10 protein-coding genes are annotated in these 9,168 nt (G+C 63.3%); 6 read left to right on the top strand and 4 right to left on the bottom strand.

The features are described 5' to 3' along the window. Both B3M53_RS13200 and B3M53_RS13195 read left to right on the top strand, forming a co-directional pair. On the top strand, positions 1–1,128 hold a 1,128-nt coding region (locus B3M53_RS13200; protein ID WP_286800543.1), incomplete at its 5' end, for a protein-disulfide reductase DsbD family protein. 25 nt (positions 1,129–1,153) lie between these two features. Beyond that, positions 1,154–1,792 (top strand): redoxin domain-containing protein, encoded by a 639-nt coding sequence (locus B3M53_RS13195; protein ID WP_286800541.1) that lies wholly within the window; start codon positions 1,154–1,156, stop codon positions 1,790–1,792. Here the strand turns inward: B3M53_RS13195 and B3M53_RS13190 are convergent. After that, positions 1,786–2,253 carry a hypothetical protein gene (locus B3M53_RS13190; RefSeq protein WP_286800540.1) on the bottom strand — a complete coding sequence of 156 codons (468 nt, stop codon included), beginning with the start codon at positions 2,251–2,253 and terminating at the stop codon, positions 1,786–1,788. The genes B3M53_RS13195 and B3M53_RS13190 overlap by 7 nt on opposite strands. A gap of 119 nt (positions 2,254–2,372) precedes the next feature. Between B3M53_RS13190 and hisS the strand changes: the two genes are divergently transcribed. Continuing rightward, positions 2,373–3,866: a histidine--tRNA ligase gene (gene hisS, locus B3M53_RS13185; RefSeq protein ID WP_286800539.1), complete on the top strand. Its 1,494-nt coding sequence runs from the start codon at positions 2,373–2,375 to the stop codon at positions 3,864–3,866. Positions 3,867–4,080: 214 nt separating this feature from the next. Here the strand turns inward: hisS and B3M53_RS13180 are convergent, their stop codons facing one another. After that, positions 4,081–5,118: a hypothetical protein gene (locus B3M53_RS13180; protein ID WP_286800537.1), complete on the bottom strand. Its 1,038-nt coding sequence runs from the start codon at positions 5,116–5,118 to the stop codon at positions 4,081–4,083. Between the two features lie 169 nt (positions 5,119–5,287). On the opposite strand from B3M53_RS13180, the gene B3M53_RS13175 reads away from it, so the two are divergent. Continuing rightward, positions 5,288–6,370 carry a glycoside hydrolase family 3 N-terminal domain-containing protein gene (locus B3M53_RS13175; RefSeq protein ID WP_286800534.1) on the top strand — a complete coding sequence of 361 codons (1,083 nt, stop codon included), beginning with the start codon at positions 5,288–5,290 and terminating at the stop codon, positions 6,368–6,370. 18 nt (positions 6,371–6,388) lie between these two features. Here B3M53_RS13175 and B3M53_RS13170 read toward each other — a convergent pair whose 3' ends face one another. Further along, positions 6,389–6,958, bottom strand: a complete 570-nt coding sequence (locus B3M53_RS13170) for an acyloxyacyl hydrolase (RefSeq protein WP_286800533.1) — start codon at positions 6,956–6,958, stop codon at positions 6,389–6,391. A 227-nt stretch (positions 6,959–7,185) separates the two neighbouring features. Here B3M53_RS13170 and B3M53_RS13165 point away from each other — a divergent pair, with 227 nt between their 5' ends. After that, the gene (locus B3M53_RS13165) at positions 7,186–7,443 is read left to right on the top strand and encodes a hypothetical protein (protein WP_022700137.1); all 258 of its coding nucleotides are present in this window, start codon (positions 7,186–7,188) and stop codon (positions 7,441–7,443) included. Between the two features lie 40 nt (positions 7,444–7,483). On the opposite strand, the gene B3M53_RS13160 is transcribed toward B3M53_RS13165, so the two are convergent. Then, positions 7,484–8,548: a serine hydrolase domain-containing protein gene (locus tag B3M53_RS13160; protein ID WP_286800531.1), complete on the bottom strand. Its 1,065-nt coding sequence runs from the start codon at positions 8,546–8,548 to the stop codon at positions 7,484–7,486. Positions 8,549–8,648: 100 nt separating this feature from the next. Between B3M53_RS13160 and B3M53_RS13155 the strand changes: the two genes are divergently transcribed. Next, positions 8,649–9,098, top strand: coding sequence for an Lrp/AsnC family transcriptional regulator (locus B3M53_RS13155; RefSeq protein WP_160092400.1), 450 nt, complete (start codon positions 8,649–8,651; stop codon positions 9,096–9,098). Positions 9,099–9,168 lie beyond the last annotated feature (70 nt).

The raw sequence follows: 9,168 nt of genomic DNA, 5'->3' as shown, positions 1-9,168 counted from the left end.
TTCCCGGTGCTGTCGATGAAGGCGCTGACTTTGGTTGAGAAGCGCGGCGCAGAGAAGAGCGAAGCGCGGACGCTGGGACTTGTGTTTGCGGCCGGCGTGATCGGGACCTTCCTGGCGCTGGGCGGATTGCTTTTGATCCTGCGCGTCGCCGGCCTGCCTGCGCTTTGGGGCATGCAATTGCAGGCGCCGCTTGTTGTGGCGGGGCTGGCCACCTTGATGTTCCTGATCGGTCTGAACTTCATGGGTGCGTTTGAGATCGGAACCTCGCTGCAGTCAGTCGGGTCCGGCGTCAAGGATAGCGGACGCAAGGGCGCCTTTCTCACCGGCGTTCTCGCGGTTTTCGTCGCCGCGCCCTGTCTGGCGCCGTTCATGACTGGCGCGCTGGCCTTCGCCTTGACCCAGCCAGCGCTGGCGTCTTTGACCATCTTCGCCTTTCTGGGCGTGGGCTTGGCGTTTCCGTTCGTGCTGGTCACTTTCATGCCGGGGGTTCTGGCGCTGCTGCCCAAGCCGGGTCCCTGGATGACGCGGTTCCGGCAAATCCTGGCCTTCCCGATGTTCGCCACCGCGATCTGGCTGGTCTGGGTGCTGACCGCGCAATTGGGTCCCAATGGCGCGCTATGGCTGATGCTGGCCCTGCTGGCGGCCAGCTTTACGGTCTGGGCGCTGGGCTTGTCAGGCCTGGCGGGCCGCGCGACGGCGCTTCTGGGTGTCGTATTGACGCTAGGCGCCTTGTCGGTGACGGCCCGGATGGAGCCGGTCAGCCAGACGGTCCAGGGGCAAAGCGAGTGGGCGGTCTGGAGCGAAAGCGCCGTGAGGGAGGCGCAATCCGCCGGGCGTCCGGTCTTTGTGGATTTCACTGCCGCCTGGTGCGTGTCCTGTCAGGTGAACAAGCTCGGCGCCCTGTCTGAAAGAGGCGTGAAGGCGGCGTTCGCCGAGCATGATGTGGCGTTGTTTCGCGCGGACTTCACGAATAGAGATCCAGAAATCGCCGCCGCGCTGGCGCGTCACGGCTCGGCGGGCGTGCCGCTGTATCTGATGTATCCCGCCAATTCCGGCGCGCCTGAAGTTTTGCCGCCGCTCTTGACCGGAGGGTTGGTGATCCAATCTGTGAACGAGGCCGTACAATAAGCCGCACACTAGGGGAGTTAATCTGATGGTAACCGTATCTCGCCGGTCTCTGGGCCAGCTCATGAGCGTTTGCGCCGCCGCCGCCCTGACGATCACCGCTTTCACACTCGAAGCCCGCGCCGATGTCGTCACCGGCGAGGCCGCGCCCGCCTTCTCCGTGCAGACGGCGACGGGCGAGGCGCTGTCGCTGGACAGCCTCTCGGGCCAGACGGTTGTTCTGGAGTGGACCAATCATGGCTGCCCCTATGTGCAGCGTCATTACGGCTCTGAGCATATCCAGAACCTGCAAGCCTCCGCCGCTGGCGATGACGTGGTCTGGGTTCAGATCATCTCCTCCGCCCCGGGCGAGCAAGGCTATGTTGAAGCGGAGGAGGCTCTGAGCCTGAATGAGGAGCGCAGCGCAGCGCCCGCCCATGTGGTGCTTGATCCGTCTGGCGATCTGGGCCGTCTTTATGATGCGCGCACGACCCCGCATATGTATGTGATCGACGGCGAGGGCGTGCTGCAATACGCCGGCGCGATCGATGATCAGCCGCGTCCGCGAGCGGATTCCCCTGAACCAACGGATTACGTGACGATGGCGCTGGCGGCGGTCAGCAATGGGCAAAGCCCCGACCCCGCCCAGACCCAGCCTTATGGCTGCAACGTCAAATACGCTTACTGATCGGTCGCCTCGACCGGGCAGGAATAGGCGCTAAGCGCCGCCGCCTGCGCGTCGGGCGTGGCGGCGATCTCGGCGGCCTGTCCGGTTAGGCGTGCGATTTCCTGATAGACCCTGGCATGATCAGCGCGCGTCGCCGTGTGTGACAACAGGTCGGCGCGATGCTGGGCATCCTCGCTCATGCCCCGGAAGATGCATCGCAGATCGGTCGGGCCGCCGCTCTCATCGACAGCGCGTGACAGCTGATAGGTTCGCAGGCTGAATTCGCTCAGCTCGGTCAGGAACGGATCCTGGACCGGCAGAGCGTCGACCGGGGCTGCCGGGCTGCGCGCCATATCCTGCGCGCGGCGTTGCGCTTCCGCCTCAAGACTGTGCGACAGCGTCACCAGCGCCTGGGCGGCGTCCGGCGCCAGATGGGGCGCGCTGGCGGCCTGAACAATGATCAGAAGCGTGTGAGCGAACATGGACGACATCCGGTTTTTCGTGCTTAGAGCGCCTTGCAAACCCGGCGCCGCTTGATCCTTGTCGCTGGCAAGGCTAATTCGCAGGCCCTTCGATACCTTTAATCTGAGCGAGCATCCTCATGGCCAAGACCAAGGCGTTCCGTCCCAAAGCCCGTCGTCCCCGCGGTTTTGAGGATCGTGCGGCTCATGTGCTGCGCGCCGAGCGCGCCCTCGTGAGCGCCGCCAGCGCGGTTTATGAGCAATGGGGCTTCGAGCCGCTCGAAACGCCCGCCTTCGAATACGCTGATGCGCTTGGCAAATTCCTGCCCGATGAAGAGCGTCCCAATGAGGGCGTCTTCGCCATGCAGGATGATGATGAGCAATGGATGGCGCTGCGCTATGACCTGACCGCGCCGCTGGCGCGCTTCGCCGCCGAGAACTTCCAGGATCTCGCCAAGCCGTTCCGCCGCTATCAGTTTGGCGAAGTCTGGCGCAATGAAAAACCGGGGCCGGGCCGTTTCCGCCAGTTCGTCCAGTGCGACGCCGACAGCGTCGGCGCGCCGGGACCGGCGGCGGATGCCGAGATGATCGCGCTCGCCAGCGAAGTTATGGGCTCTGCTGGGCTTTCCGAGGGCGAGTACGTCATCCGCGTCAATGATCGCCGCCTGCTGGACGGGGTTCTGGAACGTCTGGGCGATGCGGCGTCTGAAAAGCGCCTGCGTGTCCTGCGCGCCATCGACAAGATGGACCGGCTGGGCCTTGAGGGCGTGGAGCTGCTGCTGGGCGAGGGCCGCAAGGATGAGAGCGGCGACTTCACCGAAGGGGCGGGGCTGGACGCGGATCAGCGCCGCCATGTGCTGAGCTTCATCGAGGCGGGTCAGGTGGAGGACGCGCTGACCGGCGCCGCGCGCAACACCGAAGTGCTCAAGCGCCTCACACAGGCTCTGGGCGATACCGAAGCGGGCAAGCTGGCGGTCGCCGACCTTGAAACGATCACGTCTGTGCTGGACGCCTTGGGCAAGTCCGAGAACTGGACGCTCGACACCTCCGTCGTCCGCGGTCTGGGCTATTACACCGGCCCGGTGTTTGAAGCCGAGCTTCTGGCCGAGGCGACCTATGACGATGGCTCGCCCATCCGCTTTGGCTCGGTGGGCGGCGGCGGTCGCTATGATGATCTCGTCAGCCGATTCACCGGCCAGGCCGTGCCGGCGACCGGGTTTTCGTTTGGCGTCAGCCGCTTTGCGGCGGCCCTGTCCGCGCTCAAGCGTCTGGACGCCGCCAAAGCCGACCCACTGGTGATCATCGTGGCGGCGGAGAAAGACCGGATGGCGGATTATTTCGCTCTGGCGGCTGATCTTCGCGGCGCAGGCTTGCGGGCGGAGGCTTTCATCGGCGGCGGCAATATGGGCAAACAGCTCAAATACGCCGATCGCCGGGATGCTGATTTCGCAGTGATCATTGGCTCTGACGAACGCGAAGCGGGCGAGGCCCAGATCAAGGATCTCAAACTGGGCGCGCGCCTGGCCGCCGAGATCACCGATAACAAGGCGTGGCGCGAGGATCAGCCCGCCCAGTTCACAGTGGCGCGCGATCAGATCGTAAGCGCCATAAAGGCGCGTCTGAGCGGCGGATAAATGTGTCGAAATTGCAGCAGAGCGAAACTTCGCCTGACTCTAGGGGCTTGACGGTCCCATGACGCTTAGGCCAACGTTTTATCAGACAGGGCCTGACCGTCTTGTCTCTTAAGTGGTGTCTCTGGGGAGGAGACGTCTCTTAATCGACCAACCAGAATCTTTAAGCCCGGCGTTTTTGACGCCGGGCTTTTTTTCTGTCGATGGATTGAAGCGATTACCGGCGCGGCGGCAGCGGCGGCCGCGGAGGGGCGCCCGGCCCGCCTTCAAGCCCATGCGCCTGTTCAGAAGAGCGCCAGGCGTCCAGCCAGGTCTCTTTCTCTGCGCCCAGCAATTCGCGTCCATTCACCCAGACCCGAGTTTCGCCATCGCGTTCGATGATGCGCACCTGACGGTCTTCAAAGTCATGGGCATGATGCGATGCGGCTTCCTCGCGCTCATGACGTTCGTGACGCTCATGGCGCCATTCCGCGCGCTCTTCACGCATCTCGCCTAGGCTGTCTTCGAGCTCTTCCCGGGCGTCACGCAGTTCTCGCCGATCTTCCGCGGTCAGGGGAACCCGCACGCCGTCCTCGGTCTTCCAGCCGCGCTCCAGCGTGCGGTCAATCGCGCGCAGCCCGGCTTCAAGGCCGTGCTCGGCGGCGGCGAGGCCCGCCTGAGCGATGGAGTCAGCGTCAATGGAAATGGACAGCGCATGGCGCTCGGCCTGATGCGCGCGTTCTTCAGCGCGGCGGGCGGCGCGTTCGGCGCGGCGTTCCGCCCGTTCGGCCATGCGGACGGCGTCACGTTCGGCGCGCTCCGCCGCGCGTTCGGCATGGCGTTCCGCGCGCATCGCCCGGCGTTCGGCGTCCTCGACGATCAATTCGATCCGCGCCTGCATCTCGTCTTCGGCAAGATTGAGACGATCAAGCTGGATGTGGAAGTCCGAGCCTTCGGCGAAATGCTCGACCAGGGTCTCAGACAGCGCCTCCATCTCCTCTGCGAAGGCTTCGATCTCGTCCTCGTCCCAGCGGTCGGCATCAATGTCGAGGTCCAGGCTGATGGAGGTGTCGTCATCCCCATCGAGCGCGGTTTCAATCACGCGCACAGCATGGGCGCCGTCGCGAATGACAATGCGTTGGCCATTGACGACCAGCATATGGTCATGTCGCTCATCGGCTTCGGCATAACGTGTTTCTGCGGCGCCCGCCGAGGCGCAGGCGACCAGAAGCGGCGCGGCGGCGACGGCTGCGGCGGTGGCGATCCAGTGTTTCATAAAATGTCCTCCCTTTGCCTGCACTCTGGGGGAACGCGCCTTACGGCGTGACGTCTTCAGACTTAAGTTTTTGTCATTCTCGTATTCACGCTCCCTCTCTTCGTCTGGACAGGCGACCAACGGCGCTCTAGCAATCACCTCTAAGGATGAGGGATTTTCAGGAACACCCATGATGATTTCACGACGCGGGCTGATGGCCGGCATGGCGGCGCTGTGCACGGCGCCTGCTTTCGCGGCTCAGGCCTCTTTGGACGCGCTGGTCGGCAATTGTCTGATCCTGGGGTTTCTGGGCGATCATGCGCAGGCTGAGGGCGCGGCCCGACTGGAAGCCGACCTCGCCGCTGGCCGTGTGGGCGGCGCATTGTTCCTGCGCCACAATGCGCGCAGCCGGGACGGCGTGCTGGGTCTGTCAGAACGCTTCCAGTCTGCAGCGCCGAACGCCTGGCTGGCCATTGATCAGGAAGGCGGCTTTGTGCAGCGCCTGACCGATGAGATGGGCTTCACCGACATTCCCACCGCCGAGGCGCTGGCGGAGATGGGGCTCGACGCCGCCCGCCCGGTGTTCGCCCAGGCGGCGCGCGAACTGGCGCAAAGCGGGTTTTCCATGAACCTCGCTCCGGTCGCGGATCTGCGCCATGAGGGCAATCAGGTGATTGATCGTTGGGCGCGCGCCTTTGGCGATGACCCCGACACCGTGGCGGCATTCTGCGGCGCCTTCATCGAAGAGATGGAAGCGGAAGGCGTCGCCTGCGCCATCAAGCATTTTCCCGGACATGGGCGCAGCCAGGGCGACAGCCATGACGGGTTTGTGGACATTTCACAGACTTGGGGTGAGGTGGAGGCCGCGCCCTTTGAACGCCTTATCGAGCAGGACAAGGCCCATCTGATCATGGGCGGGCATCTGATCAACCGGCGGCTGGACCCGTCAGGGCGCCCGGTGACCCTGTCGCGTCCGGTTCTGCAAGGGCTATTGCGCGAACAGATGGGCTATCGCGGCGCGGTGATTACCGATGATCTTGATATGGGCGCGATCCGGAATCAGTATTCGCGCGAACAGGCGATCGTGGACTCGCTGGCGGCGGGCAATGATCTGCTGCTGATTTCCAATTCGGCGGATGCTGACCCGGACCTGCCTCGTCGCGCCGTAGACTGGGTCGGGCAGGCGATAGAGGATGGACGGCTCAGTCTTGAGCGTCTGGTCGACGCCAACGCTCGCATCGCCGCTTTGAAAACTCAGGTGCGACGGGCTTAGCCCCGCCTTTCCCCTGACTTATCGGAGGCGATAGCTCATCCGAAGGCCCAGCTCGTCCAGGCCCTGATTGCGGCCGCTGGCAAGGATCTGACCGTGGGAATGGTGTTCATAAAATACGCCTAGCGACCAGTGGTCATTGAGCGCGTAATCGGCGGCGAAGCCGGTGCGGAACAGCCAGTCAGACCCCAGTAGAGCGCGCGTGTCCTTGATCCGCTGGGCCTCCACCGGGCCGTCGCGATCAGGATACACCTCTAGCACGCCGTCATTATAGCTCAGCCCGAAAGAGGCCTCGAGGCTAAGACGGTCAGTGACGCCATAATCCCAGGCGAGACCGGCCGTGACCAGATTGGTGTAGCCCTGAGTGCTGATATTGGCGGATACGAACGGCCGCGGCGACCAGATGGGGTCCAGAAAATCCGGGCTCGCAAACATCAGATCACCAACGATCTGCGGACCGTCTTCGCTGTGGTCGGTCAGGTCATGCGCCGCGACTCCCAGGCGAATTTCCTGAAGGCCGAAACCCGGGCTTTGCGCGGATGCGGCGCTGGTGAGGGACAGCGCAGCGAACGCAGTCAGGTAACGAAGCATCTGGTCATCCTTCTGATCTTGCCATTTCGCAATACCGCCAAGCTGAAACCCTGACCAGTCTGATGATGGGGATGAGAAGCCTTTATGCGTGCGTTGTTGATTTTGCGCCGCGCTGGAGACGGGGGATCCGGAGTCGTATTCTCTTCATTGGGGAATTATTTGCACCTCGCTCGCTCTTGAGGCTAACTGGGGCTGCGCATAGTGGCGCGAAACAGGAGGAGACTGACATGAACAAGATGACACTGACCGCTATGGCGTCGTCCGCGCTATTGGGGCTGTCGCTCTTTGCGACCGGCGGCGCGATGGCTGGCGACCCGGTTCAATGCCAGCAGCAGGCGGAAGAGGATTGCGCCCTGTTCGTGCCGCGCGGCAGCGCAAGCTGGGCCTATTGCGTGGAACAGCTCACGCAGATCTGCATCGAATACCAGTCTGCGCCGAGCTTTGACGCGACCAAGGCGCTGCGCGAAGGCTGCGAACTGCCCTGAGGCCGAGGCTTGGAGGGCGCGGAAGGCTGCGCCCTCCCGCCTATTGCAGAAGGCGGCGCACCAGTTGACCGGCCAGGTCGGGGCGATCCGCGCTCAGATGCACGATGATGATCATGCCGGTGTTGAGCTCATACAGCGCCATGCTGGCGTATCCGGCGATTGAGCCGCCATGCATGATGACATCCAGACCGCGCGGGTCACGTATGCGCATGGGCCCCAGAGCCCGGCTGCGACCGTCGCCGCGATCAATGTCTTCGCTCAGCATCAACCGGCCCAGCTCTGAAAGTTCGCCCTCAGGCGAGAACAGAGCGATCAGCGTATCCGCGAGATCGCTGGCGCTGGTGAAGACGCCGCCATCAGGGCCATGGTTTTCAATCAGCGTATAGACGTCTCGCTCTGGCTCGTCTGGCGCGCCATAGCCATGAATGACGTCGCCGCCCTCAAGCGCCTGATTATAGCTTGTGGCTTGAAGGTTCAGCGGTGTGATCAGGCGCGCCTGCATCAGGGCGTCAAAGCGCTCCCCGGTCACGGCCTCGGCGATCAGCGCCAGATACTGGTAGTTCGAGTTTGAATACCCATACCCTTCGCCGGGCGGGAACTCGGCGGGACGGCCATGGATATAACCCAGCGTGCGTTGCGGGGTGTTGCCCTGGACTGTGTTGACCGTCTGAAACCAGACATCGTCATAATAGTCGGCAATGCCGCTGGTGTGGGTGAGCAGCTGGCGCACAGTGGCGGTTTGCGCGTTGGCGATCCCGTCCACCCAATGGGGGGCGACAAGGTCAGCCAGCCTGTCGTCCAGCGAGATCAATCCCTGCGCGATCAGGCTATGGATGACGGCGGCGGTGTGAACCTTGCCGATGCTGGCGACCCGCAATTGCGCGTCTTCGGGGATGGAGACGCCCGTCTGGCGGTTCGCCACGCCGCGCGTGATGATCCTGCGGCCTTCATGGTCCTGAACCAGAACCACAGCGCCAGCGATGTCGCCTTCTTCAAGAATGGAGTCGATCGCGGCTTCGACGGTGGGCGTGTCGGGCAGGCGGGCTTCAGCCGGGCTCAAGACAATCAGGAACAGGCCTAGGGCGAGCAGAGGGAGGCGGATCATGGGCGTCTCTTTTTTTAATTGGCCTGAATGATAGCAAGGGGCTCTTGCTCAATCTCGCCGAAATCAGCACTTTAAACGCCGAATTTCGAAGGTGGCGCACATGCTCGATGAAATGGACAGGACAATCCTGAGACTTGTCCAACGCGATAACCGGCTGTCCAATCAGGCGATTGCGCAGCAGGTGAACTTGTCTGAGACCGCTGTGCGGCGACGGTTGGCGCGCTTGCGTGAGGAGGGCGTCATCGTCTCAGATGTCGCCGTGCTGGACCGCGCACGCCTGGGTCAAACCCTGATCGTGGCGGTGACCTTTAATGATGACGCGCCGCAGACGTATGCGCAGTTCCGGTCTGTGATGACAGCAGACCCCCAGGTCACCGGGCTCTATTCCGTGGCGGGGGAGGTCGACTTTCTGCTCCACGTGCATGCGCCCAGTCTCGAGGCCTATGAAATCTGGGCCGAGGCGAGCCTGCTCAATGATCCGACCGTGAAACGCTATGAGACCACCGTGGTGCTCAGCACCGTCAAATTCACCACCGAAGTGCCGGTCTAGGCCATGAAAGCAGCCTGTCGGACACGTTTTTGCTCCCTGTCCTGACACGGTTCCGATAGCGTCAGAGCGT

The sequence above is a fragment of the Oceanicaulis sp. UBA2681 genome (assembly GCF_002354675.1).
Classification (GTDB): Bacteria; Pseudomonadota; Alphaproteobacteria; order Caulobacterales; family Maricaulaceae; genus Oceanicaulis; species Oceanicaulis alexandrii.
Note: the sequence above shows the minus strand (reverse complement) of the source record. Positions and strands in the feature narration are given on the sequence as shown.